The organism is Streptomyces sp. NPDC085481 (genome assembly GCF_044541845.1).
Taxonomy (GTDB): Bacteria; Actinomycetota; Actinomycetes; order Streptomycetales; family Streptomycetaceae; genus Streptomyces.
The window spans coordinates 169,533-193,124 of the sequence record NZ_JBITTJ010000002.1 but is presented as its reverse complement, the minus strand read 5'-3'; the positions used below and the strand labels follow the sequence as shown (position 1 = coordinate 193,124).

Annotated in this window: 22 protein-coding genes and 1 tRNA gene; 11 read left to right on the top strand and 12 right to left on the bottom strand. The window is 72.2% G+C overall.

Annotation, left to right across the window (positions count from 1 at the left end):
• Positions 1 to 102 precede the first annotated feature (102 nt).
• Positions 103 to 696, bottom strand: coding sequence for a TetR/AcrR family transcriptional regulator (locus ACIGEZ_RS06745; RefSeq protein ID WP_399826654.1), 594 nt, complete (start codon positions 694 to 696; stop codon positions 103 to 105).
• Positions 693 to 2,255, bottom strand: coding sequence for a 3-hydroxyacyl-CoA dehydrogenase (locus ACIGEZ_RS06740; RefSeq protein WP_399826651.1), 1,563 nt, complete (start codon positions 2,253 to 2,255; stop codon positions 693 to 695). Before ACIGEZ_RS06740 ends, ACIGEZ_RS06745 begins: the two co-directional genes overlap by 4 nt.
• Before the next feature lie 121 nt (positions 2,256 to 2,376).
• On the opposite strand from ACIGEZ_RS06740, the gene paaN reads away from it, so the two are divergent.
• A complete protein-coding gene (gene paaN, locus ACIGEZ_RS06735; protein ID WP_399826649.1) occupies positions 2,377 to 4,074 on the top strand; it encodes a phenylacetic acid degradation protein PaaN in 1,698 nt (565 codons plus the stop codon).
• A 71-nt stretch (positions 4,075 to 4,145) separates the two neighbouring features.
• On the opposite strand, the gene ACIGEZ_RS06730 is transcribed toward paaN, so the two are convergent.
• Genes ACIGEZ_RS06730 through ACIGEZ_RS06720 form a run of 3 tightly spaced genes read right to left on the bottom strand, consistent with a single transcriptional unit; the run spans position 4,146 to position 7,071 of the window.
• Positions 4,146 to 4,874, bottom strand: a complete 729-nt coding sequence (locus ACIGEZ_RS06730) for a TrmH family RNA methyltransferase (RefSeq protein WP_399826646.1) — start codon at positions 4,872 to 4,874, stop codon at positions 4,146 to 4,148.
• Positions 4,871 to 6,106 carry an HTTM domain-containing protein gene (locus ACIGEZ_RS06725; RefSeq protein ID WP_399826643.1) on the bottom strand — a complete coding sequence of 412 codons (1,236 nt, stop codon included), beginning with the start codon at positions 6,104 to 6,106 and terminating at the stop codon, positions 4,871 to 4,873. The genes ACIGEZ_RS06730 and ACIGEZ_RS06725 overlap by 4 nt, the downstream gene beginning before the upstream one ends.
• Positions 6,103 to 7,071 (bottom strand): DUF5819 family protein, encoded by a 969-nt coding sequence (locus tag ACIGEZ_RS06720; RefSeq protein WP_399826640.1) that lies wholly within the window; start codon positions 7,069 to 7,071, stop codon positions 6,103 to 6,105. The genes ACIGEZ_RS06725 and ACIGEZ_RS06720 overlap by 4 nt, the downstream gene beginning before the upstream one ends.
• A 112-nt stretch (positions 7,072 to 7,183) precedes the next feature.
• Between ACIGEZ_RS06720 and paaA the strand changes: the two genes are divergently transcribed.
• The 6 genes from paaA to ACIGEZ_RS06690 all read left to right on the top strand — a co-directional run bounded on the left by paaA (position 7,184) and on the right by ACIGEZ_RS06690 (position 12,068).
• A complete protein-coding gene (gene paaA, locus ACIGEZ_RS06715; RefSeq protein WP_399826638.1) occupies positions 7,184 to 8,215 on the top strand; it encodes a 1,2-phenylacetyl-CoA epoxidase subunit PaaA in 1,032 nt (343 codons plus the stop codon).
• On the top strand, positions 8,212 to 8,499 hold the full coding sequence (gene paaB / locus ACIGEZ_RS06710; RefSeq protein WP_327375298.1) for a 1,2-phenylacetyl-CoA epoxidase subunit PaaB: 288 nt from the start codon (positions 8,212 to 8,214) through the stop codon (positions 8,497 to 8,499). Before paaA ends, paaB begins: the two co-directional genes overlap by 4 nt.
• Positions 8,496 to 9,221: a 1,2-phenylacetyl-CoA epoxidase subunit PaaC gene (gene paaC, locus ACIGEZ_RS06705; RefSeq protein WP_399826635.1), complete on the top strand. Its 726-nt coding sequence runs from the start codon at positions 8,496 to 8,498 to the stop codon at positions 9,219 to 9,221. Before paaB ends, paaC begins: the two co-directional genes overlap by 4 nt.
• Positions 9,215 to 9,754 carry a 1,2-phenylacetyl-CoA epoxidase subunit PaaD gene (gene paaD, locus ACIGEZ_RS06700; protein WP_399826633.1) on the top strand — a complete coding sequence of 180 codons (540 nt, stop codon included), beginning with the start codon at positions 9,215 to 9,217 and terminating at the stop codon, positions 9,752 to 9,754. Before paaC ends, paaD begins: the two co-directional genes overlap by 7 nt.
• Complete coding sequence (locus ACIGEZ_RS06695; RefSeq protein ID WP_399826630.1) at positions 9,755 to 10,843, top strand: 2Fe-2S iron-sulfur cluster-binding protein; 1,089 nt, start codon at positions 9,755 to 9,757, stop codon at positions 10,841 to 10,843.
• Positions 10,844 to 10,934: 91 nt separating this feature from the next.
• Positions 10,935 to 12,068, top strand: a complete 1,134-nt coding sequence (locus ACIGEZ_RS06690) for an acyl-CoA dehydrogenase family protein (protein WP_399826628.1) — start codon at positions 10,935 to 10,937, stop codon at positions 12,066 to 12,068.
• Positions 12,069 to 12,096: 28 nt separating this feature from the next.
• Here the strand turns inward: ACIGEZ_RS06690 and ACIGEZ_RS06685 are convergent, their stop codons facing one another.
• From ACIGEZ_RS06685 to ACIGEZ_RS06670, 4 genes are all read right to left on the bottom strand, one after another.
• Entirely contained in the window at positions 12,097 to 12,441 is a 345-nt protein-coding gene (locus ACIGEZ_RS06685) for a rhodanese-like domain-containing protein (RefSeq protein WP_399826625.1), read from the bottom strand.
• Between the two features lie 86 nt (positions 12,442 to 12,527).
• A complete protein-coding gene (locus ACIGEZ_RS06680) occupies positions 12,528 to 13,391 on the bottom strand; it encodes a hypothetical protein (protein WP_399826622.1) in 864 nt (287 codons plus the stop codon).
• Between the two features lie 182 nt (positions 13,392 to 13,573).
• The gene (locus ACIGEZ_RS06675; RefSeq protein WP_399826620.1) at positions 13,574 to 15,049 is read right to left on the bottom strand and encodes a DUF2252 domain-containing protein; all 1,476 of its coding nucleotides are present in this window, start codon (positions 15,047 to 15,049) and stop codon (positions 13,574 to 13,576) included.
• A 125-nt stretch (positions 15,050 to 15,174) separates the two neighbouring features.
• Positions 15,175 to 16,371, bottom strand: coding sequence for a hypothetical protein (locus ACIGEZ_RS06670; protein WP_399826619.1), 1,197 nt, complete (start codon positions 16,369 to 16,371; stop codon positions 15,175 to 15,177).
• A gap of 94 nt (positions 16,372 to 16,465) precedes the next feature.
• Between ACIGEZ_RS06670 and ACIGEZ_RS06665 the strand changes: the two genes are divergently transcribed.
• Positions 16,466 to 16,936, top strand: coding sequence for a MarR family winged helix-turn-helix transcriptional regulator (locus tag ACIGEZ_RS06665; RefSeq protein WP_399826617.1), 471 nt, complete (start codon positions 16,466 to 16,468; stop codon positions 16,934 to 16,936).
• 152 nt (positions 16,937 to 17,088) lie between these two features.
• Here ACIGEZ_RS06665 and ACIGEZ_RS06660 read toward each other — a convergent pair whose 3' ends face one another.
• From ACIGEZ_RS06660 to ACIGEZ_RS06650, 3 genes are all read right to left on the bottom strand, one after another.
• Entirely contained in the window at positions 17,089 to 17,748 is a 660-nt protein-coding gene (locus tag ACIGEZ_RS06660; protein ID WP_399826614.1) for a response regulator, read from the bottom strand.
• Positions 17,749 to 17,854: 106 nt separating this feature from the next.
• A complete protein-coding gene (locus ACIGEZ_RS06655; protein WP_399826612.1) occupies positions 17,855 to 19,738 on the bottom strand; it encodes a sensor histidine kinase in 1,884 nt (627 codons plus the stop codon).
• Between the two features lie 276 nt (positions 19,739 to 20,014).
• A tRNA-Leu gene (locus ACIGEZ_RS06650) sits at positions 20,015 to 20,098 on the bottom strand.
• A 388-nt stretch (positions 20,099 to 20,486) separates the two neighbouring features.
• Here ACIGEZ_RS06650 and ACIGEZ_RS06645 point away from each other — a divergent pair.
• The 3 genes from ACIGEZ_RS06645 to ACIGEZ_RS06635 all read left to right on the top strand — a co-directional run bounded on the left by ACIGEZ_RS06645 (position 20,487) and on the right by ACIGEZ_RS06635 (position 23,582).
• Entirely contained in the window at positions 20,487 to 21,371 is an 885-nt protein-coding gene (locus ACIGEZ_RS06645; RefSeq protein WP_399826609.1) for an FhaA domain-containing protein, read from the top strand.
• 10 nt (positions 21,372 to 21,381) lie between these two features.
• The gene (locus tag ACIGEZ_RS06640) at positions 21,382 to 21,906 is read left to right on the top strand and encodes an FHA domain-containing protein (protein WP_399826607.1); all 525 of its coding nucleotides are present in this window, start codon (positions 21,382 to 21,384) and stop codon (positions 21,904 to 21,906) included.
• A gap of 185 nt (positions 21,907 to 22,091) precedes the next feature.
• Positions 22,092 to 23,582, top strand: coding sequence for a Stp1/IreP family PP2C-type Ser/Thr phosphatase (locus ACIGEZ_RS06635; RefSeq protein WP_399826604.1), 1,491 nt, complete (start codon positions 22,092 to 22,094; stop codon positions 23,580 to 23,582).
• The last annotated feature ends 10 nt before the right edge of the window (positions 23,583 to 23,592 follow it).

Below are 23,592 nucleotides of genomic sequence, written 5' to 3'. Positions count from 1 at the left end.
GAGCCACAGCGCGCCGGAGCCACAGCACGCCGGAGCCGCGGCGTGCCGGAGCCGGGCCCCGGAGTCGGCCGCACCGCCCCCGGACCGGCCCCGCGAAGGCGCTCAGCCGGCCGCGCGCAGCCCGTCGAAGGCGAGGTGGACGACGGTCTCCGCCAGCTGCTCCCGCTCCTCCGGGGAGTCCGGGTGCGGCCGGTACCACTCGACCAGCGAGTTGATCATGCCGAAGAGCAGCCGGGTCGCCAGCCGGATGTCCAGGTCCGCCCGCAGGTCGCCGTCGGCGGCCGCCGCCTTCAGGAGTTCGGCCACCCGGTGGTCGAACTCGCGGCGGCGCTCCATGGCCCACCGCTCGGTCTTGGTGTTGCCCCGCACCCGCAGCAGCAGCGTCACGTACGGAAGCTCGGCGATCAGCACCTCCACGGTGCGCCGGGTCACGTACTCGACCCGCTCGACGGCCCGGCCGCGGCCCGCGCCCGGCTCGTCGAGGACGGCGAAGAGCCCGTCCAGCGCCCGGCTGACCGCGCGCCGCAGCAGCTCCTCCTTGCCCGCCACATGGTGGTAGATCGAGGACTTGGAGATCCCGGCCGCCTTGGACAGGTGCTCCATGGACGTGCCGTCGTAACCGCGCTCGTTGAAGACCCGGACGGCGACCGAAAGCAGCGTGTCGGGGGTGTACGTGTCGCGTCGCGCGGTGGTCATCGGCTCTCCTCGACCTGTTCGGCGTAACCGCGGCGCACGAGGCCGAGGCTCGGCGCGTACCGCCCGGTCGGGTACCGCTCGTGGAGCTCCCGCAGCAGTGAGCAGGTGCGCCGGGCCCCCAGCTTCGCCGCCCACTCCAGCGGACCCGCCGGATAGTTGACCCCGAGCCGCATCGCGGTGTCGACGTCCTCGGCGGAGGCGACGCCCCGGTCGACGGCGTCGACGGCGACGTCGGCGAGCATCGCGACCGTGCGGGCCACGATCATGCCGGGGACGTCCCCGATCACGGAGACCTGCTTGCCGAGCGCCTGGAAGAGGCCGATCGCCTCGCCGAGCGCGTCGGGCGAGATCCCTTCCCGGGCGGAGAGGACGATCCGGGTCGCCGCCGCGTAGTCGAGCGCCAGGTCGAAGTAGACGATCTCCTCGTCGGGGTACTCGAAGGAGGTCTCCCCGTCCGCGAGGCAGAGCCGAGCACCGCCCGGCAGCTCGATGGAGTCGTTCCCCTTCTTGCGGCGGACCGCGATCCCGGCCTCCTCGAAGAGGCCCACCAGCTGCTCGGCCGGCCCGAGGTCACCGCGGACGGTGATCCGCTCCGGCGCCTTCGCCGGCGCCGCCGTGTGCGGCTCCGGGCGCTCGGCACCCTCCGCGTACGAGAACCAGCCGTGCCCCGACTTGCGGCCCAGCCGCCCCGACTCCACCAGGCGCCGCTGTGCGAGCGACGGGGTGAACTTGGGGTCCTGGTGGAAGGAGTCCCAGACCGAGCGGGTCACGGCCTCGTTGACGTCCTGGCCGATGAGGTCGGTCAGCTCGAAGGGGCCCATCCGGAATCCGCCGGACTCGCGCAGTGCCGCGTCGATCGTCGCCGGGTCGGCGGCGCCCTCCTCGTAGATCCGCAGCGCCTCCGCGTAGAAGGGGCGGGCGACCCGGTTCACGATGAAGCCGGGCGTGTCGGCGCAGCGCACCGGCGTCTTGCCCCAGCTCTTCGCGGTCTCGTACGCGCGCGTGGCGGCGGCCGGCTCGGTCGCGAAGCCGCTGACGACCTCGACGAGCGGCAGCAGCGGCGCCGGGTTGAAGAAGTGCAGGCCGACGAAGCGGCCGGGCCGCCGCAGCCCTCCCGCGATGGCGGTGACGGAGAGCGAGGAGGTGTTCGTGGCGAGCACCGTGCCCTCGCCGACGATCTCCTCGAGGTCGGCGAAGAGCCGCTGCTTGACGTCGAGTTGCTCGACGATGGCCTCGACGACCAGGGCGGCGTCGGCCAGTTCGGCGAGCCCGTCCGCCGCGTGCAGCCGGGCGACCGCCGCATCGCGCTCCGCCGCGTCGAGCCGGCCCTTCTCGACCAGTCGGGCCAGCCGGCCCGCCACCGCGGCCACGGCCTCCCCGGCACGGCCGGGAGCGCTGTCGTAGAGGCGTACGGGATGGCCCGCGAGCAGGGCGACCTGGGCGATCCCCTGGCCCATGGTCCCCGTACCGACGACGGCGACGGTGCGGCTCGGATCGATGGGTCCGGCTCCGTCGGCCGACACCGCGTCGCTCCCCTGGACGTTCGTGTTGGCGGTCATAGGAGTGATCCTCCCCGATGGGTTTTCCACAGGATCGACGGACCCCCTTGTCCCGACCGATCGTTCGGTTACTCTAACTCCGTATGCCTGCCCCTGCCCAGCTCATTGAGGAGTTGCGCCCATGGCCGCCGCTCAGCTGACCACCGACCGTCTGGCCGACAAGCACCGGTCCACCCTCGACCAGGCCCTCGACACCATCCGCACGCGCGCGTACTGGTCGCCGTACCCGGAGCACCCCAAGGCGTACGGGGAGGACGGCTCGCTGGACGCCGCCGCCGGTCTCGCCGCCTATCAGGCCCTGCTGAACAACCGCTTCGAGCTCGACCAGCCCGGCACCGACGGCTGGGCCGGCGGCGAGACCTCGCCGTACGGACCGGCGCTCGGCATCGAGTACCCGCACGCCGACATCGACGTGCTGCTGCCCGCGATGCGCGCGGGCATGGCGGCCTGGCGCGACGCCGGCGCCGAGACCCGCGCCCTGGTCTGTCTGGAGATCCTCGCCCGGATCTCCGCCCGCACCCACGAGTTCGCGCACGCCGTCATGCACACCAGCGGCCAGGCCTTCATGATGGCCTTCCAGGCCGGCGGCCCGCACGCCCAGGACCGCGGCCTGGAGGCGGTGGCGTACGCGTACGCGGAGCAGACCCGCACCCCCGCCGGCCGCGCCGCCTGGTCCAAGCCCCAGGGCAAGCGCGACCCCCTGGAGCTGACCAAGGACTTCACCCCGGTCGGCCGCGGCATCGCGCTCGTCATCGGCTGCAACACCTTCCCGACGTGGAACGGCTACCCGGGCCTGTTCGCCTCCCTCGCCACCGGCAACCCGGTCCTGGTCAAGCCGCACCCGCGCGCGGTCCTCCCGCTGGCCCTCACCGTCCGCGTCGCCCGCGAGGTGCTCGGCGAGGCCGGCTTCGACCCGAACCTGGTGGCGCTGGCCGCCGAGCGGCCCGGCGAGGGCATCGCCAAGGCCCTGGCCGTCCGGCCCGAGATCCGGATCATCGACTACACCGGTTCGACCGCCTTCGGCGACTGGCTGGAGGCCAACGCCCGCCAGGCGCAGGTCTACACGGAGAAGGCCGGCGTCAACACAGTGGTCGTGGACTCCACCGACGACTACAAGGGCATGCTCTCCAACCTGGCCTTCTCCCTGTCCCTGTACAGCGGCCAGATGTGCACCACCCCGCAGAACCTGCTGATCCCCCGCGAGGGCATCACCACCGACCAGGGCCCGAAGTCGTACGACGAGGTGGTCGCCGACCTCGCCGCGTCGGTCGGCGGTCTGCTCGGCGACGACGCCCGGGCGAACGCGCTGCTCGGCGCCCTGGTCAACCCGGACGTGAAGGCGCGCCTGGAGGCCGCGGCGGGCCTGGGCGAGGTGGCGCTCGCCTCCCGTGAGGTGGCGAACCCGGACTTCCCGGAGGCCGTGGTCCGCACCCCGGTCATCGTGAAGCTGGACGGCTCCAAGCCGGACGCGGAGGCCGCGTACTTCTCGGAGTGCTTCGGCCCGGTCTCCTTCGCGGTTTCGGTCGACTCGACCGCCGACGCCCTGGAGCTGCTGCGGCGCACGGTCCGCGAGAAGGGCGCCATGACGGTCGGCGCGTACACGACCTCGGCCGACACGGAGCGGGCCGTGGAGGAGGTCTGCCTGGAGGAGTCGGCGCAGCTCTCGCTGAACCTGACGGGCGGGGTCTATGTGAACCAGACGGCCGCGTTCTCCGACTTCCACGGCTCGGGCGGCAACCCGGCGGCGAACGCGGCGCTGTGCGACGGCGCCTTCGTCTCCAACCGCTTCCGGGTGGTGGAGGTCCGCCGCCAGGCCTGAGCCCAGGCGCCTGGCCTCAGGCCTGAGGCCAGGGCGGTGCTACGGCCCTGTGGCCCCCGGACACCCGGGGGCTACGGGGCGCCGGGCCCAGGAACGGGGACGGGGACGGCGGAGACGTCCGGCACGTCGGCGTACCGCTGCACCCACGCGTGCATCGCGATGGCGGCCGCCGCCCCCGCGTTGATCGAGCGGGTCGAGCCGAACTGGGCGATCGAGCAGACCATCGCCGCGTGCTTCCGGGCCTCCTCGGTGAGGCCCGGCCCCTCCTGCCCGAACAGCAGCACACAGCGCCTCGGCAGCTCGGTCCGCTCCAGCGGCACTGCTCCCGGCAGGTTGTCGATGCCGATGATCGGCAGGCCCTCGGCCGCCGCCCACGCGGTCAGCGACTCGGTGTCCGGGTGGTGGCGCACGTGCTGGTAGCGGTCGGTGACCATCGCACCGCGCCGGTTCCAGCGCCGCCGGCCCACGATGTGGATCTCCTTCGCCAGGAAGGCGTTGGCGGTTCGCACCACCGAACCGATGTTGAAGTCGTGGCCCCAGTTCTCGACCGCCACATGGAAGTCGTGGCGGCGGGTGTCCAGGTCCTCGACGATCGCCTCGCGCGTCCAGTAGCGGTAGCGGTCGACGACATTGCGCCGGTCGCCGCCGGCCAGCAGCTCGGGGTCGTAGTGCCCGCCCCGCGGCCACGGCTGCGGATGCGGCCCGACGCCGACCTCGGGGCCGTACCCCTCGTCGTACTGGACCGGATCGGTCTGCGAGACGCTCTCGACCGGCTGGGACTGTTCTTCGGTGGTGCTCACCCGACGAGGGTACGGGGACGCTGCTCCGGCACCTTCGCGGCGGGAGCCCGCCGCAGCAGCCTGTCCCGGCCCCGCGACGCCCGCGCGCCCAGCCAGACCAGGAACGCGGTCGGCAGGAAGACGGCGTCCGCGGAGATCATCGCGAGCGAGAAGAACGGCAGCCCGAGCAGCAGCGCGATGCCGGCGTGCTCGAGGATCATCGCCGCCAGCAGCACGTTCTTGACCTTGCGGTTGAACAGCGTGAAGGGGAACGCGACCTGGACGATCACGGTGCCGTAGGTCAGCAGCAGCACCATCACCCCGCTCGTCCCCAGCACGTCGGAAAGGGCCGGCCAGGGGGTGAAGTAGTCCAGCTTGAGCGGGTAGTAGAGCGCGGTGCCGTCCTGCCAGCGCGAGCCCTGCACCTTGTACCAGCCGGCCGTGGCGTAGATCAGGCAGACCTCCGCCATGATCACGACGAGGGTGGCGTTGTGGGTGAGGTTGGCGAGCACGTCGAGCAGGGTGCGCGGCTCGTCGGCGGCGTAGCGGCACACCAGCCACCACAGCCCCTGCCCCAGCCACAGCACCCACAGCAGCACCACGAGCCATCCTTCGCCGGTGACCTCGGAGAAGTAGGTGGTGGCGAGCAGGAAACCGCCGAGCACCGTCCACAGCAGCGGCCCGGCGATGTCCCGGCGCGGCCCGGCCACCGCGGTCTCCGCGGGGTGCGCGGGCTGCGCGGCGGTGCGGGCGGCCCGGCGGGCGTCGAGCGACCAGACCTGGCCGCAGCGGGTGAGGACGAGGTACACGGCCATGAGGTGGACGACGTTGTCGCCGCCGTCGCCCATGAAGATGGACCGGTTCTGCAGGGACAGCACGCCGGCCATGAAGACCACCGACACGGCCCGGGTGTGCCAGCCGAGCAGCAGCAGCGCGGCGGAGAGCGCGGCGAGACCGTAGACGATCTCGAACCACAGCCGCCCGTCCGACCACATCAGGACGGAGAAGGAGTCGTTGTCGGCGATCAGCCGGCGGCCCATCTCCCAGGACCAGGGGCTGTCGGGCCCGTACAGCTCGAGGCGGTGGGGCCATTCGCGCAGCAGGAACAGCAGCCAGGTGAACGAGAAGCCGATCCGGACGATCGCCGTCTGGTACGGGCCGAGGGCCTGGGCGGTGACCTTCTGGACGCCGTGGGCGAGCCTGCGGTCGAAGGGGACACGGGGCTGCCGCGCGGGGGCGGGGGTGTGGCTCATCGGCCCGCCTCCGTACGGTTCGGCGCGAGGCCCCGGCTCTCGGCGCCGACGGCCGCGGCCGGCCGGTCGGCGTCGGTGATCTTCCACCACGGGTAGTCGCGGAAGGACGGCGCGGTGTCGATCTTCTCGCTGCTCCACGCGGGGGCCGGGACGGGCGTCGTCGAGGAGCGCAGCTGGATCCGCTCGACCGTGCCGCCGAGCCCGTGCGCGTCGAGCCGCAGCACCACGATCCGCCGCAGGTAGCGCTCGGAGAGCTGCCCGCGCAACCCGTTGGGGCGGTGGTCGTCGGTGTGCGAGTTGAGGTAGAAGTCCCAGGCCCGGCGCAGCTCGTTCTGCTCGGTGTGGCTGGGCAGGAGGCTGCCGCGGATCCGCTCGGCGTCCTCGGCGGACAGGTCGATCCAGTCGGTGGTCCTGCGGCTGCCGTCGGCCCCGGCGACCTCGGCGCGGGCCTGGACGGCGATGTTCTGCTGGAGCGGGTTGGGCGCGAAAAGCTTCCAGTTCTGTTCGAACTCGGGGTAGATCCAGTCGTCGACGGCCTCGCCGTGCTTCTTGGTCAGCGTGTTCGAGGGCGCGACGTGCAGGAACACCATCGCGAGGTGGACGCAGGCGAGGACGCCGATGACGGCGAGCGCGACGGCCGCGACCACCTGGTACGGCATGGGGAGCGCCGCGATGCCCGCGGCGGCCCGCTCGGTCGCCGGCTCGGCCGGCCCGGCCGGCTCGGTTGGCTGGGTCGGCTGGGTCGGCTGGGTCGGCTCGGTCGGCTCGGTCGGTACGGCCCACGCGCTCGGCCCGTCCGGCGCGGCCGGCCATTCGGGTGCCCCGGGCGTCTCGTGCACTCGACCGGCCGTCGGCTCGGGCGCGCGTTCGGGCGGGGGTGCGGCCGCCCGATCGGGCGCTCGTTCGGGTGGCGGGGCCTGCTGCGGTGCGGCCTCTTCCGCGCCCCCGTCGCCATACGCGTCCATCGCGCCCCGCTCCCCGATCGGCCTCAGCAGTTATCCACAGGGTTGACACCATACGGGCCGCCGAACGACCATTGAAGTCATTCAACCGAACGATCGGTCGGTAGGGGGTCCGATGACCGCAGGCACGACAGAGACGGCAGCGACGACAGGGACGATGGCGACCGAGGCCGCCCTCGAAGCGGTGTTCGACGCCGCCGTCGCCGCCGACGAGCGGATCGAGCCCCGCGACTGGATGCCCGACGCCTACCGGGCCGGCCTGGTCCGCCAGATCGCCCAGCACGCGCACTCCGAGATCATCGGCATGCAGCCCGAGGCGAACTGGATCACCCGCGCGCCCTCACTGCGCCGCAAGGCGATCCTCATGGCCAAGGTCCAGGACGAGGCCGGCCACGGCCTGTACCTGTACAGCGCGGCCGAAACCCTCGGCACCAGCCGCGACGAGCTCCTCGACAAGCTCCACTCCGGCCGCCAGAAGTACTCGTCGATCTTCAACTACCCCACGCTGACCTGGGCCGACGTCGGCGCCATCGGCTGGCTCGTGGACGGCGCCGCCATCACCAACCAGGTCCCCCTCTGCCGCTGCTCCTACGGGCCGTACGCACGCGCGATGGTCCGGGTCTGCAAGGAGGAGTCCTTCCACCAGCGCCAGGGTTACGAAGCCCTGCTCGCCCTCTCCCGCGGCACCGAGGCCCAGCACGCCATGGCCCAGGACGCCGTGAACCGCTGGTGGTGGCCGTCGCTGATGATGTTCGGCCCGCCGGACGACGAGTCGACCCACTCCGCACAGGCCATGGCCTGGAAGATCAAGCGGCACTCCAACGACGAACTGCGCCAGCGCTTCGTCGACATCGCCGCCCCCCAGGCCGAGGCCCTCGGCCTCACCCTGCCCGACCCCGACCTGAAGTGGAACGAGGAGCGCGGGCACCACGACTTCGGCCCCATCGACTGGACCGAGTTCTGGGACGTCCTCAAGGGCAACGGCCCCTGCAACGAGCAGCGGCTCACCAAGCGCCGCCAGGCGCACGAGGACGGCGCCTGGGTCAGGGACGCCGCCGCGGCCTACGCCGGCAAGCACCACAAGACCACCGGGCACGACACCGGCCAGGACGCCGGACCGCACACGGACGGGGAGGCACACGCATGACCACCGACGGATGGCCGCTGTGGGAGGTGTTCGTGCGCTCGCGCCGCGGACTGTCCCACACCCACGCGGGCAGCCTGCACGCGCCCGACGCCGAGATGGCCCTGCGCAACGCCCGCGACCTCTACACCCGGCGGAACGAAGGCGTGTCGATCTGGGTGGTCCCCTCCACCGCGATCACCGCCTCCTCCCCGGACGAGAAGGACCCCTTCTTCGAGCCCTCCGCGGACAAGCCCTACCGCCACCCGACCTTCTACGAGATCCCGGACGGGGTGAAGCACCTGTGACCACGCAGCCCACCGCCGCCCCCGCCGCCGCGCTCGCCCTCGGCGACGACGCCCTCGTCCTCGCCCAGCGCCTGGGCGAGTGGGCGGGCGGCGCCCCCGTCCTCGAAGAAGAGGTCGCCCTCGCCAACATCGCGCTCGACCTCCTCGGCCAGGCCCGCGTCCTGCTCTCCCTCGTCGGCGACGAGGACGAACTGGCCTACCTCCGCGAGGAGCGCGACTTCCGCAACTGCCAGCTCGTCGAACAGCCCAACGGCGACTTCGCCCACACCATCGCCCGCCAGCTGTACTTCTCCACCTACCAGCGGCTCCTCTACGGACAGCTGGCCGCGGGCGACGGCCCCCTCGCCGGACTCGCCGGCAAGGCCGTCAAGGAAGTCGCCTACCACCAGGACCACGCCGAACACTGGACCCTGCGCCTCGGCGACGGCACCGAAGAAAGCCACCGCCGCATGCAGCAGGCCTGCGACGCACTGTGGCGGTACACCGGCGAACTGTTCCAGCCCCACGAGGAGCTCGACGTGGACAGCGCCGCGATGGAGCGCGCCTGGCTCGACTCCGTCACCGCCGTCCTCGAAAAGGCCACCCTCACCGTCCCCGCCGGGCCGCGCACCGGCGCCTGGGCCGCCGGCGCCGGCCGCCAGGGCCTGCACACCGAACACTTCGGACGCATGATCGCCGAGATGCAGCACCTGCACCGCAGCCACCCGGGGGCGACATGGTGACCACCACCCCCATCGGACCGGCCGCGCCCACCACGCCGACCGCGCCGACCGCGCTCGAAGAGGACCTCGCCCGGATCGCCGGCGCCGTCCCCGACCCCGAGCTGCCCGTCCTCTCCCTCGCCGAACTCGGCGTCCTGCGCGGCGTCCACGTCCTCGGCCCCGGCCGGGTCGAGGTCGAACTCACCCCCACATACACCGGCTGCCCGGCCATCGAGGCGATGTCCTCCGACATCGAACACGCCCTCCACGAGCACGGAGTGCCCGAGGTCAACGTCATCACCGTCCTCAGCCCCGCCTGGTCGACCGACGACATCAGCGAGGAAGGACGCCGCAAACTCGCCGAGTTCGGCATCGCACCGCCCCGCCCCCAGGGCCCCGCCGGCGGACCGATACCCCTCACCCTGGCGATCCGCTGCCCCCACTGCGGCTCCACCGACACCGAGCTCCTCAGCCGGTTCTCCTCCACCGCGTGCAAGGCACTTCGCCGCTGCACGGCCTGCCGCGAACCGTTCGACCACTTCAAGGAGTTGTAGATGCTGCCCTCAAGCTCCGGACGGGCCGGGTTCCATCCGCTCCGGGTGAGCGAGGTCGAGCAGCTCACGGACGACTCGGTGGCCGTCACCTTCGCCGTCCCGCCCGAGCTGCGCGAGACCTACCGCCACACCCCCGGCCAGCACCTCGCCCTGCGCCGCACCAGCCCGCTCGGCGAGGAGATCCGCCGCACCTACTCCATCTGCGCCCCGGCCGCCGCCGACGGCGAGACGCCCGTGCTGAAGGTCGGCATCCGCCTGGTCGACGGCGGCGAGTTCTCCACCTACGCCCTCAAGGAGCTCGCCGTCGGCGACACCGTCGAGGTCATGGAGCCGATGGGCCGCTTCGTCCTCGCCCCCCGCCCCGGACACTTCGTGGCCGTGGTCGGCGGCAGCGGCATCACCCCGGTCCTGTCGATGGCCGCCACCCTGCTCGCCCGGGAACCCGAGGCCCGCTTCTGCCTGGTCCGCAGCGACCGCACCGCGGCCTCCACGATGTTCCTGGACGAGGTCGCCGACCTCAAGGACCGCTTCCCCGACCGCTTCCAGCTGGTCACCGTGCTCTCCCGCGAGGAACAGCAGTCCGGACTCCCCTCCGGCCGGCTCGACCACGACCGGCTCACCACCCTGCTGCCCGCACTCCTGCCGGTCGGCGACATCGACGGCTGGTTCCTGTGCGGCCCCTTCGGCCTCGTGCAGAGCGCCGAACGGGCCCTGCGCGGCCTCGGCGTCGAGCGCACCCGCGTCCACCAGGAGATCTTCCACGTCGACGACGGCTCCGCCCCCACCCCGGCCCCCGCGGCCGACGCCCCCGCGGACGCCACGCTGACCGCCACCCTGCACGGCCGCTCCGGCAACTGGCCCGTCCAGCAGGGCGAGACGCTCCTGGAGACCGTGCTCCGCGCCCGGGCGGACGCCCCGTACGCCTGCAAGGGCGGCGTGTGCGGCACCTGCCGCGCCTTCCTCGTCTCCGGCGAGGTCCGGATGGACCGCAACTTCGCCCTGGAGCCCGAGGAGACCGACGCCGGATACGTCCTGGCCTGCCAGTCCCACCCGGCCACCCCGGAAGTGGAGCTCGACTTCGACCGCTGACAGGCGCAGCCCGCCCGCCCATTCCCTTCCGGTAGAACCTGTTCTATCTTGACGATCCGTCAGATACGAGCGGGCCGGAAGGGACAGGGCAGTGGACTTCACCTTCACCGAAGAACAGCACGCGGCCATCGAGGCGGCCAGGGCCGTCTTCTCCGGCGTCACACCCGACGCCGTACCCAGCCCCGCCCTCACCCCCGGCGCGGTCGCCGACGACTACGACCGCCCCCTCTGGGCCCGCCTCGCCACCGCCGACCTCCTCGGCCTCACCCTCGACCCCGCACACGGCGGCGCCGGACTCGACCCCATCGCCCTCTGCCTCGTACTCCGCGAATCCGCCCGCGTCCTCGCCCGCGTACCGCTCCTCGAAACCAGCGCAGTCGCCCTCACCCTCCAGCGCTACGCCCCCACCGACACCGCCGCCACCCTGCTCCCGCGCGTCACCCGCGGCGAACTCGTCCTCACCGCCGCCGCCCACGGCCGCACCGGCCACGACCCGGCCCCCCTCGCCGTCACCGCACACCGCGACACCACCGGCTGGACCCTCGACGGCCACACCAGCACCGTCCCCTGGGCCCACCACGCCGACCACATCGCCGTCCCCGCCCACACCCCCGACGGCCGGACCGTCCTCGCACTGCTGCCCCGCACCCACGACGGCCTCACCCTGGCCGACCAGTACGGCACCCACGGCGAACGCCTCGCCGAACTCCACCTCGACGGCGTCCACCTCGACCCCACCGACGTCATCGACACCGAAGGCGCCTGGGAGTTCCTCCGCGACCTCCTCGCCACCGGAACCTGCGCCCTCGCCCTCGGCCTCGGCGAACAAGTCCTCACCATGACCAGCCAGTACACCGGCAAGCGGGAACAGTTCGGCCACCCCGTGGCCACCTTCCAGGCCGTCGCCGTCCAAACCGCAGACCGCTACATCGACCTACGCGCCATGGAAGTCACCCTCTGGCAGGCCGCCTGGCGCATCACCGCCGACGCCACCGGGCCACTCCCCGCCACCGGAGACATCGCCGTAGCCAAGATCTGGGCCTCTGAAGGCGTACGCCGCGTCGTCCAGACCGCCCAGCACCTGCACGGCGGCTTCGGCGCCGACACCGACTACCCCCTGCACCGCTACCACGCGTGGGCCAAGCACCTCGAACTCTCACTCGGCCCCGCCGCCGCCCACGAAGAAGAACTGGGCGACCTCCTGGCCGCCCACCCCCTCGCCTGACACCCGGAGCCCGGCCCGGCCCCGCGGACTACAGCACGTACGCGGGGCTGCCGTCGTCCGTCACCATCGGGCGCCCCGCACCCTCCCAGGCCAGCATGCCACCGTCCACGTTCACCGCGTCGATGCCCTGCTGCACCAGATACTGCGTGACCTGCGCCGACCGGCCACCCACCCGGCACACCACGAACGCGCGCCTCCCGTCCGCCACGGCCTCGGTCACCTCACCGAACCGCGCCACGAAGTCACTCATCGGCACATGCAGCGCACCCTCGACATGACCGGCCGCCCACTCGTCCTTCTCCCGGACGTCCAGGACCAGAGCATCGGCCGGCACGGAGGCCGCGTCCACCGACGGCAGCGGGGCGAAATTCATGGAACTGGCCTTCTCTCTGAAATCTCTGCGCCGAACACAGGCGCCGAACCATCGAAACCTACTGCACCAGCCCCACCGCACGAGCCCTACTGCACGAACCCCGCGAGCTCGGCCTCCCGCTCGGCGACCTGCGCGAGCAACTGCTCGGCGATCTCCTCGAGCAGCCGGTCCGGATCGTCCGGAGCCATCCGCAGCATCGCCCCGATCGCGCTGTCCTCCAGCTCACGCGCGGCCCCCGACAACATCTCCTTGCGCTGCGACAGCCACTCCAGCCGCGCGTACAGCTCCTCGCTCTCGCTCAGCCGCACCTCCGGCACCGGCCCGGCCGCCCACTCCTCGGACAGCTCCCGCAGCAGACCCTCGTCACCGCGGGCATAGGCCGCGTTCACCCGCGTGATGAACTCCTCACGCCGCCGGCGCTCGCCCTCTTCCCTGGCCAGATCCGGATGCGCCTTACGGGCCAGCTCACGGTAGAGCTTGCGCACCTCGTCGGACGGCCGGACCCGCTTCGGCGGCTGCACCGGCCGATCGGTCAGCATCGCCGCCGCCTCCGCCGACAGTCCGTCCGCGTCGACCCAGTCATGGAACAGCTCGTCCACCCCGGGCATCGGCATGACCGCCGCCCGAGCCTCCTGCGCCCGCCGCAGATCCTCCGGATCACCGCTCCGCGCCGCCCGCGCCTCCGCGATCTGCGCGTCCAGTTCGTCGAGCCGCGCGTACATCGGGCCCAGGCGCTGATGGTGCAGCCGGGAGAAGTTCTCCACCTCGACCCGGAAGGTCTCCACCGCGATCTCGAACTCGATCAGAGCCTGCTCGGCCACCCGCACAGCCTGCTCAAGGCGCGCCTCGGGCCGCTCACCCTCGGGCCGCTCACCCTCGGACCCGCCACTCACGCCCTGGTCCACGCTCACGTCCACGCCCGTCCACGTCCTCGTTCCGGCTCGTCCCATCCAGCCTACGGTCCCTCTCGGGGGGGTCCCCCTCCCTCCCCCCTCCCCTCCTCCCCACCCCCGTGAAAACCAGCCCCGAACCGCCCCGCGAAGCAGCGCGGCCCCAGGAAGCCCTCCTCGACAGCCACCCCCGGAAGGCACCTGGAAAGTGCCCCGGAAGGAACCCCGAGCAGGCCGCTCCCTCAGACGCCCAGTTCCGCCGCTATCCGGCCGGTGCGGATCGCCGACAGCAGGTCTTCGTGGTCGGCGGTGGAGCGGTCCGCGTAGGCGACGGCGAAGGAGGCTATGGCATCGTCGAGCTCCTCGTTCTTGCCGCAGTAGCCGGCGATGAGCCGCGGGTCCGCGCTATGGGCGTGGGCGCGGGCCAGCAGGGCGCCGGTCATACGGCCGTAGTCGTCGACCTGTTCGGCGGTGAGGGCGGCGGGGTCGACGCTCCCCTTGCGGTTACGGAACTGCCTGACCTGGAACGGCCGCCCCTCGACGGTGGTCCAGCCGAGCAGGATGTCGCTGACGACCTGCATCCGCTTCTGCCCGAGCACCACCCGCCGCCCTTCGTGTCCGGCGTCCGGCACGGTGAAGCCGGCCGCCGGGAGATAGGGCAGCAGTGCCGAGGGACGGGCCTCCTTGACCTGGAGCACCAGCGGCTCGCCCCGGTGGTCGAGGAGCAGCACCACATAGGAGCGGGTGCCGACGCTGCCGGTGCCGACGACGCGGAAGGCCACGTCGTGGATGGCGTACCGGGCGAGGAGCGGCAGCCGGTCTTCGGAGACGGTCCGCAGGTACTCGCCGAGGGAGGCGGCGACGGCCGCCGCCTCGGCGTCGGGGACCCGGCGCAGTACCGGCGGTGCGTCCACGAAGCGCCTGCCGCCGCCCTCGGCGTCGGCGACGGCCTCGGTCGAGCGGGCGGCGAACCGCGCGCTGGTGTTGTTGCGGGCCTTGGCCGAGACCCGCTCCAGGGTGCCTATGAGGTCGCGTGCGTCGGTGTGGGAGACCAGCTCCTCGTCCGCGATGGCGTTCCAGGCGTCGAGGGCGGGGAGGCGGGCAAGCAGCCGCATGGTGCGGCGGTAGGCGCCTACGGTGTCGAAGGCGGCGGCCCGGCACATGTCGTCGTCGGCGCCCACTTCCCGTCCGGCGAGGACGAGGGAGGTGGCGAGCCGCTTGAGGTCCCACTCCCAGGGGCCGACGACGGTCTCGTCGAAGTCGTTGAGGTCGATGACGAGCCGGCCGCGGGCGTCTCCGTAGAGCCCGAAGTTGGCGGCGTGGGCGTCGCCGCATATCTGGGCGGCGATGCCGGTGACGGGAGAGCCGACGAGGTCGTGGGCCATCAGTCCGGCGGAGCCGCGCAGGAACGCGAAGGGGCTGGCCGCCATCCTGCCGACCCGTATCGGCGTGAGGGCGGCGACGCGGCCCCGGCTGGAATCCTCGACGGCGCTGGTGGCGTCGGGCCGCCCGGCGTCGAGGGTGAGCGTGGCGTGCGCGGAGCGCGGGACGCTCAGGCGCAGCTCCTTGCCGTGCTGCTTGGCGGAGGTGGCGGCGGCGGTGCCGTCGGTGGTGCCGTCGGCCGCGCGCCGGGCGAATCCGGTCACGTGCGGCACGCGTGCGCCGCCGTTCGTCGTGTGATCGCGCTGTCCCGGTACCGCTGTCCTGGTCTCGTCCATCGGACGACCTCCCCCGCCAACCTTCGTCTTCCGGCCAACATCAACTTTGTCGACCGGGCATGACGGTACAGCCGGGGCCACCAGGCCGTCTGCCCCTGTGGACAACGGCCTGTGGATAACCGCGGTCAGACGCCGACCGCCTCCTCCATCTCCTCCTCGGCCTCGGCTTCGGCCCCTGTCTCTGCCTCTGCCTGGGCCCGTGTGCCCGACGGGCGAGCCGCCGGTGCCACCGGGGCCGCCGCAGCCGGGGCCACGGCGCGCCAGGCCTCGGCGGCTGCGGCGCGCCGGTCCTCGGTGGCTCCGGCGAGCACGGTCACGGCGACCCCGGCGAGGAACCAGAGCGCCAGGACGAGGACGTTGCCGCCGAGGGCGTGGCCGTCGAAGTAGACGTGGCTGCGGACGCCTTCGACGAAGCCGGCGCCGTTCCAGAAGGCGTGCAGGGAGCCGAAGAAGCCGGGCTGGAGTTCGGGCCGGTAGATGCCGCCGGAGCTGGTGAAGTTGAGCATCACGAACAGCACCATCACGCCGAGGGTGGTCCAGCGCCTGAGGAAGGTGTGCAGTCCGACGCCGACCAGGAGGATGCCGGCGCAGTACAGCCACGACAGCGCCCACAGGCCGCCTAGTCCCTCGTCGACGAGGTGGAAGAGGGGTCCGGCGAAGACGGTGCCGATGAGGCTGACGACCAGGGACATGCCTGCGGCGAGCAGGGCCCTGATCCGCATGGGCAGGACGGCGCCGGCACCGCCGATGACGGCGACGGAGGCGTACGAGCCGATGCTGAGGGCGACCAGGAGGAAGAAGACGCCCTGCCCGGTGGGGTCGCCGGAGGCGACGGGGGCGACGTCGGTGACCTTGAGCGGCGCACCCTGGGTGGCGGCGACCTTGGTGAAGACCTTCTCGACGGCCATGGCGCTGGTGTCGGATGAGGCGGAGGCCACGAGGAGTTCGGGCCGGGCGGGGGCAGCCGCGGCGGCGTCGCCTGCAGCAGTAGCCGTGGCCGTCGCCGTGGCAGCCGTAGCCCCCGGTAGGTACGCGCCGAAGCTGGACTGGTCGCGCAGGTCGGCGATGGCGGTGGCGCGGTCGGGGACGGTGCGGACGTCGAGGGCGCCGGCGCCCTTGTCCTGGAGGGTCTGCGCGAGGACCTGGGCCGGGGGTCCTGAGCCGACGATGTCGACGCGCAGGTCGTGGGGTTCGGGGGCGTGGAAGGCGCCCAGGTAGGCGAGGCCCATGCCGACGCACATCAGCAGGGGGGTGAGCAGATGCCCGAGGACGTGGCGCAACGCTCCCTTGGTGGTCGGTCCTTGGGACACCGCAACCTCCATGGTTGGCTTTTACAACTAGATAACCGTTGTACTATACAACTGAAGGGGAAGGTCCGGCCGGCGGGGCCCGGCCGACGGCAGCAAGGAGCGCACCATGAGCGGCGGCGCGCGGGAGACATCCCTCGACACGATCCAACGGGAACTGACCGCCTTCGCCCGCCGGGCGCGGGCCGCGGCGGCCCGGCTCCACCCGGAACTGCCGCTGGTCTCGTACACGCTCCTCGCCCACATCGACGACCAGCAGGGCTGCCGGGCCACGGACCTCGCCGCGCACTACCTCCTGGACAAGTCGACGGTGAGCCGCCAGGTCGCCGGCCTGGAGAAGCTCGGGCTGGTCGAGCGGCGGCCCGACCCGGACGACCACCGCGTCCAGGTGCTGCACCCGACCCGGGCGGGATCCGAGCTCCTCGCCTCGACCCAGGCCAGCCGGCTCGCCGCCTACGAGGAGCGCCTCAGGGACTGGTCGGCCGACGACCTCGCCCGCTTCGCCGGCTACCTCCTGCGCTACAACGCGGCGGGCGGCGCCGGCCTCCCCACAGACAAGCTGCAAGGAGACAAGCCGTAAGGACCGGACGAACACGACGGCCCCCGCCAGCCCCGGTCCACCGCCGTCAGCCCCGGCCCAGCCCAGTCCACCCCCTTCAGCCCCGGGTCCGCCCCCGTCGACCGCCGACGGCCCCGAAGAAACAGCTCCCGAAGGCCCCCGTCAGAACCCCGTCAGAGCCCCGCGTCCCGCGCGAGAAGTGCCGCCTGGACCCGGTTCTCGCAGCCCAGCTTGGCCAGGATGCGGCTCACGTACGTCTTCACGGTGGCCTCGCTCATGTGCAGCCGCCGCCCCGCGTCCGCATTGGAGAGCCCCTCCCCGAGCAGGGCGAGGACCTCGCGCTCCCGTTCGCTGAGGGCCGTCAGCCGGGACCGTGCCTGCTCCGCCCGGGCCGCCTCCCGCCCCGAGGCCAGCTGCTCGACGACGTGCCGGGTGGCGGCGGGGGAGAGATACGCGTCACCCGCGGCGGCCGCCCGAACGGCCCGGATCAGCTCGGCCGGCGCCGTGTCCTTGAGCAGGAACCCCGCGCCGCCGTGTTCCAGCGCCCGCAGCACGTTCTCCCGTTCGCCGAAGGTGGTCAGCACGATCACCCGAGTCGACGGCGCCGCGCGGCGCAGCTCCGGCAGGGCGGAGAGCCCGTCCAGTACGGGCATCTGGATGTCGAGCAGCACGACGTCGGCCGCGTGCGCGCGGGCCAGATCGACGGCCTCCCGGCCGTTCGCGGCCTCCGCGACGACCTCGATCTCCTGATCGGAGGTGAGGATCATCCGGATTCCGGCCCTGATCAAGGGCTCGTCATCGGCGATCACGACCCTGATGTGCTGCCCTGCCACAGCCACTCCCCAACGGCTAGCGATACGAACGGGCCTGCGCCCCCACACCCCGGGCACCCCCGGACCCTCCCGGGTGCTCCCGAGCGCCGGTCACCCCGGGGCAGGCTTAGCGCACGACGTCGTACGACTTCTTCTCGATCAGCTTGCCGTCCTTGAAGCAGAACCGGAAAACGGGCTCCCGCTCGACCTCGTCGGTCACCACCGAGCTCATCAGGACCAGGCACGAGGATCCTTCGGGCTCTTTGGGGCCCTTTCCGTGCAGGCCCGTGGTGGCGATCGTGTCGCCCGAAGGAAGTCGGTCGCGCACCTCCTGCTCGCTCTGTCCGACCTTCACCGCGTCGTACTCGCCGGGGTCGATCATCCCCTTCTCCACCGAGCCGATCAGGAACCAGACGCCGAAGCCCCCCGCCACCAGCAGCAGCACGAGCGCCGCCAGCGCGATCCCGCATCCCAGCGCGATCCCGCCGCCCGTGCTCCTGCCGCTGCCCGCCTTCATCGCCATCGCCAGCTCCCGTTCGGTCACCGTCCAGTCGGACGGTCCGACTGCGACCCGACCACCGTCGCGGGCGAGCGGCCGCTTCGACTGCTGCCGGAAGTCGTCGGCCACATCGACGAAAGACGCGGCGGGAAAGGCGCCCGGCAGCGGCCCGGCTAGCCCACCGGCCAGTCCACCGGCGAAACCCCCTGCGAATCCGCCGCCGAGTGCACCGGGAGGTGCGGCGAAGGGATCGCCGTCCGGGTCGACGTACGGCGCGGCCTCGACCACCCCGTAGGGCAGGACTCCCGCGACCCGGAAGCCGCCGCCGTCCGCCGGGCCGGCATGGACGATGCCGCCGACAAGACGGGCCCGCTCGTGCAGGCCGGTCAGGCCCTGGCCGCCGCTGACGACGCCCGCCGGCTCGGCGGCCGCCTCCTCGTTGAGGACCTCGACGACGAACGCGTCCGGTTCGTAGCGCACCTCGACGCTGATCCGGGCGCCCGGCGCGTACTTGTAGGCGTTTGTCAGGCCTTCCTGGACGATCCGGTACGCGGCGTGGTCGACGGCCGGCGCGAGCGCACGGGAGTCACCCAGCCGGGACAGCTCGATCGAGGTCCCGGCGGAGCGGGCCGATGTGACGAGTCCCTCGATGCCGGCGGTCCCCCGCGCCGCCCGCCCCGTCTCGTCGCCCGGCGGTGCCACCGGCGCTCCCCCGGTGTCGTCCGGGGCCCGCACGCCGTCCCGGAGGATGCCCACGACCTCGCGCAGCTCGTGCATGGCGTCCACGGACGCGTTCCGCAGCACGCCGACGGCCTCCCGCTGGCGGTCCGTCAGGTCGGGATCCACCTCCAGGGCGCCGGTGTGCACGGAGATCAGCGCCAGCTGGTGGCCGAGGCTGTCGTGCATGTCCTGGGCGATCCGCTGCCGCTCACGCAGCCTGGCCTGCCCGGCGACCATCGCCCGCTCCCTGATCAGCTGGGCGTTGCTGTGTTGCAGCGCGTGCAGCAGGGTCCGGCGCTGGGTCCAGTAGCGGTGGGCCAGGCCGGGGGCGAGCGTCGTCCCCAGGAAGTAGAGCGTCGTGACGAAGGCGAGGGTCAGCATCAGGTGCTGGTCCCAGGCCTCGACCAGCGTGGCCGCGATGTTCAGCACGTACGCGGCGGTGTACGCGGCGAGGGCCCGGCCGGCACCCGCGATGTAGCGCCCGGCCGACCAGCCGATCAGTATCAGCAGCGCGAGGAAGCCCGGTATGAAGGGCACGAGGAGCGAGGTGACGATGAGCACGCTCGCGGGTAGTCTGCGCCGCAGCACCGACAGCACGGCCGAGCCCAGGGCGACGCCGGCGAGCTCCCAGCCCTCGCCCCCGAGGACGTCGTGGGTGCCGGCGGCGAGCAGCGCCATGACGACGGCGAGGACCACCTCGCCGGCGGTCCTGCGCCGCGACCATTGCGCGGGCACCGCGAACCAGCGCCACCCGGCGCCGATCCAGTCCCTGATCTTCGTAGGAGCTTCCACGCCCGCACGATAGGCGCCGCCGCGGCCCGCCCGCGGTCCTCTTTCGTCTCTCCCCGCAGCGACGAACGTCGCGTCGGCGGGGCGCGCGGGCACAGCCCGCCTACCCCGGACCCAGCCCGAGCCGCGCGAACCCCGCCCGACCACGCGGGCACACCCAAGCGCGGACCCAACCCGACCACGAAGACGAAGCCCGGCCACGCGTCCACACCCGCGCCCACCGCCCGGCGGCAACGCAGAAGCCCCGTAGGTCTTCCGACCTACGGGGCTTCCGTCTTGTGCGCGAGGGGGGAGTTGAACCCCCACGCCCTTGCGGGCACTGGAACCTGAATCCAGCGCGTCTGCCTATTCCGCCACCCGCGCATTGGGTGGTCTCCCGGCTCCCTCACCTTTCGGTCCGTTCGCCTGGCGACATCTGAAGATTAGCACGTCGCAGACCGTGGATTCACATCCGTTGTTTCGACCGCCCCTCGGATGAGGAGGAGAGAGGAGGGAACAGGGAGCGAAGGAGAGGAGGGTGGGGAACAGCGGGGTGGATGAGGGACGGTTGACGCACGGGACCCTCCTGCTCCGCCCCCGGTGCGGGACACTGTCCACAGGCCGCCTCTACGATCCATGGGGAAAGGTCTGCGGAAGGTCTGTGAGAGGTGACACTCGTCCACAGGGCAGAGAAGGGGAACCAGCCGATTTCCCGACGCGTGGATACGATCAGTAAGCAGTACCAGGACGACAACGACGGAGGAGGTGCCCCATGGGAGTCCTGAAGCGGTTCGAGCAGCGACTCGAAGGTCTGGTCAACGGCACCTTCGCCAAGGTCTTCAAGTCCGAGGTCCAGCCCGTCGAGATCGCCGGCGCGCTCCAGCGCGAGTGCGACAACAACGCGACGATCTGGAACCGCGAGCGGACCGTCGTCCCCAACGACTTCATCGTGGAGCTGAGCGCGCCGGACTACGAGCGCCTCAGCCCCTACTCGGGCCAGCTCGGCGACGAGCTCGCCGGCCTGGTCAGGGACTACGCCAAGCAGCAGCGGTACACCTTCATGGGCCCGATCAAGGTCCATCTGGAGAAGGCCGACGACCTCGACACCGGTCTGTACCGGGTACGCAGCCGCACCCTCGCGTCGAGTTCGTCACAGCCGCAGCAGCCCGGTCCGGGCGCCCCCGGTGGTTTCCAGCAGGGGCCGCAGGGCGGTCAGCAGCAGCCGGCTCGCGGTGGCTACGGCTATCCGCCGGCCGGTGCTCCGCCGATGCCCGCGTCCCCGCCGCCCGGTGCCCCGGCCGTGCCCGGTCACCGTCCGACGGCTCCGGCCACCGCCCGTCCGGGCGGTGCGGCATCAGCGCCCGGCGGGGGCGGTCAGGTGCGCCGCTGGATCGAGATCAACGGCACCCGTCACCAGATTTCCCGCCCGACCCTGGTCCTCGGCCGCAGCACCGACGCGGACGTGAGGATCGACGATCCCGGCGTCTCGCGCCGGCACTGCGAGATCCGGACCGGAACGCCCTCGACGATCGCGGATCTCGGGTCCACCAACGGCATCGTGGTGGACGGGCAGCACACCACCCGCGCTACGCTCCGCGACGGCTCGCGGATCGTCGTGGGCAGCACCACCATCGTTTACCGGCAAGCCGAAGGGTGAAGCGGGGGCAATGTCAGAGCTGACCCTGACGGTCATGCGGTTGGGTTTCCTGGCCGTTCTGTGGCTGTTCGTGATCGTGGCCGTCCAGGTCATTCGTAGTGACCTGTTCGGCACGCGGGTCACCCAGCGCGGTTCGCGTCGCCAGGAGGCGCGTCCGCAGCAGCAGAACGCGCGCCAGGCGGCGCCCCCGCAGCAGCGTGGCCAGCAGCCGGCGGGCGGCGGTGGCCGCCAGCGCCGCGGCGCCCCGACCAAACTCGTCGTCTCCGAGGGCACCCTCACCGGCACGACGGTCGCCCTGCAGGGGCAGACCATCACGCTGGGCCGGGCCCACGACTCGACGATCGTGCTGGACGACGACTACGCGTCCAGCAGGCACGCCAGGATCTACCCGGACCGGGACGGCCAGTGGATCGTCGAGGATCTCGGGTCCACCAACGGCACGTATCTCGACCGGACCCGCCTGACCACCGCCACACCGATTCCGCTGGGCGCGCCGATCCGCATCGGCAAGACCGTCATCGAGCTGCGGAAGTAGTGCTACGTCATGTATGAGTGCGAGCGGAGCGAGCGCGCCGGGACGGTCCCCACGACGGGCCGTCTCCAGAGCCGCGCGGCAGCCCGGGCAGCGGGCCAGGGCGGGTACCGGCTCCCGACCGGAGGGTGGGCAGTGTGGCTCGAGACCGGCGGCACCCCGAGTCGGCGCCGACAGGGCAGGTGGGCATGAGTCTGTCACTGCGTTTCGCCGCGGGCTCGCACAAGGGCATGATCCGCGAGGGCAACGAGGACTCGGGTTACGCCGGTCCGCGGCTGCTCGCCATCGCCGACGGCATGGGCGGCCAGGCCGCCGGTGAGGTCGCCTCGTCCGAGGTGATCTCCACCCTGGTGACGCTCGACGACGACGTCCCCGGCTCCGACATCCTCACCTCGCTCGGTACGGCGGTGCAGCGCGCCAACGACCAGCTGCGGATGATGGTCGAGGAGGACCCGCAGCTGGAGGGCATGGGCACGACGCTCACCGCCCTGCTGTGGACGGGCCAGCGCCTCGGCCTGGTGCACGTCGGCGACTCGCGCGCCTATCTGCTGCGCGACGGCGTGCTCACGCAGATCACGCAGGACCACACCTGGGTGCAGCGGCTCGTCGACGAGGGCCGGATCACCGAGGAGGAGGCGACGACGCATCCGCAGCGTTCGCTGCTGATGCGGGCGCTGGGCAGCGGCGACCACGTCGAGCCCGATCTCTCCATCCGTGAGGTGCGGGCCGGCGACCGCTATCTGGTCTGTTCCGACGGCCTGTCGGGCGTGGTCTCGCACCAGACGCTCGAGGAGACCCTCGCCAGCTACCAGGGCCCGCAGGAGACCGTGCAGGAGCTGATCCAGCTCGCGCTGCGCGGCGGCGGCCCGGACAACATCACGGTGATCGTCGCCGACGTCCTCGACGTCGACGGCGGTGACACCCTGGCCGGTCACCTCAGCGACACCCCGGTGATCGTGGGCGCGGTCGCGGAGAACCAGGCGCAGCTGAACGACGGCGGTGCGATGCACACGCCGGCGGGCCGCGCGTCCGGGCTCGGCCGTCCGCCGCACCAGCAGCCGCCCACGGGCGGGTTCGGCCCGCCCGGCAGCGGTGACGACCACGGCTACGGCGGGATGCCCCCGCAGGGCTCCTTCGGTTCGTACGTGGACGACGACTTCGTGAAGCCGCGTTCGGCCGGCCGCAAGTGGCTGAAGCGGTCCTTCCTGCTCGTGCTCGCGCTCGCCGTGGTCGGTGGCGCGCTGTACGGCGGGTACCGCTGGACGCAGACGCAGTACTACGTGGGGTCGAAGGACGAGCACGTGGCGCTGTACCGGGGCATCAGCCAGGACCTGGCGTGGGTGAAGCTCTCGGAGGTCGAGAAGGACCACCCCGAGATCGAACTCAAGTACCTGCCGGCGTATCAGCGCAAGCAGGTCGAGGACACGATCGCCGGCGGCAACCTCGGCAAGGCGCAGACGAAGATCGCGGAGCTCTCCGTGCAGGCCTCGGCCTGCAAGAAGACCGAGGAGCGCCGCAAGGCCGCCGCGGACGCCGCGGACAAGGCGAGCACGCCGCCGCCGTCCGAGGGCACCGCGGGCTCCACCCCGAACTCCAAGCCCACCACAGCCGCACCGTCCCCGGGTCCGACCCTGTCCGCGGAGGAGCAGAAGCTGGCCTCGAACTGCGGCAAGCAGTAGGCAGACCCGT

Coding starts and splice junctions, on each gene's coding strand:
- ACIGEZ_RS06745 (WP_399826654.1), bottom strand. CDS start 696: ATGACCACCGCGCGACGCGACACGTACACCCCCGACACGCTGCTTTCG.
- ACIGEZ_RS06740 (WP_399826651.1), bottom strand. CDS start 2,255: ATGACCGCCAACACGAACGTCCAGGGGAGCGACGCGGTGTCGGCCGAC.
- paaN (WP_399826649.1), top strand. CDS start 2,377: ATGGCCGCCGCTCAGCTGACCACCGACCGTCTGGCCGACAAGCACCGG.
- ACIGEZ_RS06725 (WP_399826643.1), bottom strand. CDS start 6,106: ATGAGCCACACCCCCGCCCCCGCGCGGCAGCCCCGTGTCCCCTTCGAC.
- ACIGEZ_RS06720 (WP_399826640.1), bottom strand. CDS start 7,071: ATGGACGCGTATGGCGACGGGGGCGCGGAAGAGGCCGCACCGCAGCAG.
- paaA (WP_399826638.1), top strand. CDS start 7,184: ATGACCGCAGGCACGACAGAGACGGCAGCGACGACAGGGACGATGGCG.
- paaB (WP_327375298.1), top strand. CDS start 8,212: ATGACCACCGACGGATGGCCGCTGTGGGAGGTGTTCGTGCGCTCGCGC.
- paaD (WP_399826633.1), top strand. CDS start 9,215: ATGGTGACCACCACCCCCATCGGACCGGCCGCGCCCACCACGCCGACC.
- ACIGEZ_RS06695 (WP_399826630.1), top strand. CDS start 9,755: ATGCTGCCCTCAAGCTCCGGACGGGCCGGGTTCCATCCGCTCCGGGTG.
- ACIGEZ_RS06685 (WP_399826625.1), bottom strand. CDS start 12,441: ATGAATTTCGCCCCGCTGCCGTCGGTGGACGCGGCCTCCGTGCCGGCC.
- ACIGEZ_RS06680 (WP_399826622.1), bottom strand. CDS start 13,391: ATGGGACGAGCCGGAACGAGGACGTGGACGGGCGTGGACGTGAGCGTG.
- ACIGEZ_RS06675 (WP_399826620.1), bottom strand. CDS start 15,049: ATGGACGAGACCAGGACAGCGGTACCGGGACAGCGCGATCACACGACG.
- ACIGEZ_RS06670 (WP_399826619.1), bottom strand. CDS start 16,371: ATGGAGGTTGCGGTGTCCCAAGGACCGACCACCAAGGGAGCGTTGCGC.
- ACIGEZ_RS06665 (WP_399826617.1), top strand. CDS start 16,466: ATGAGCGGCGGCGCGCGGGAGACATCCCTCGACACGATCCAACGGGAA.
- ACIGEZ_RS06645 (WP_399826609.1), top strand. CDS start 20,487: ATGGGAGTCCTGAAGCGGTTCGAGCAGCGACTCGAAGGTCTGGTCAAC.
- ACIGEZ_RS06640 (WP_399826607.1), top strand. CDS start 21,382: ATGTCAGAGCTGACCCTGACGGTCATGCGGTTGGGTTTCCTGGCCGTT.
- ACIGEZ_RS06635 (WP_399826604.1), top strand. CDS start 22,092: ATGAGTCTGTCACTGCGTTTCGCCGCGGGCTCGCACAAGGGCATGATC.